Source organism: Micrococcus sp. MS-ASIII-49, from assembly GCF_000946635.1.
Taxonomy (GTDB): Bacteria; Actinomycetota; Actinomycetes; order Actinomycetales; family Micrococcaceae; genus Micrococcus; species Micrococcus luteus.
On record NZ_JXSP01000063.1, the window covers coordinates 1 to 289 of the forward strand.

The following is a 289-nucleotide window of genomic DNA, read 5'->3' on the forward strand; positions in this document are numbered from 1 at the left end:
GAAGGCCTGCATCGCCGCGTCCTGCTCGGCCTGGTCCATGCGCCCGTGCACGGCGTCGATCCGCAGCCCCGCCAGCGCCGGGAGACTCCGCAGCCGGGGTGTCATCTCCTCCACGTTGGCGTGACCCGGGTCGGCGTCGTCGGGGTCGATGCGCGGGCACACCACGAACGCCTGGTGGCCGGCCGCCACGTGCTCGGCGATCAGCTCCCACACCCGGCCGATCACGCGCGGGCCGTGGGCCATCCGCGCCACGTGCGTGGTGACCGGCTGTCGCCCCGAGGGCAGCCCC

Annotated in this window: 1 pseudogene; it reads right to left on the minus strand. The window is 75.4% G+C overall.

Annotated features, from left to right (window positions below):
• Positions 1-289, minus strand: a pseudogene (locus tag SJ20_RS05080) (ATP-dependent DNA helicase RecG); the annotation flags it as partial.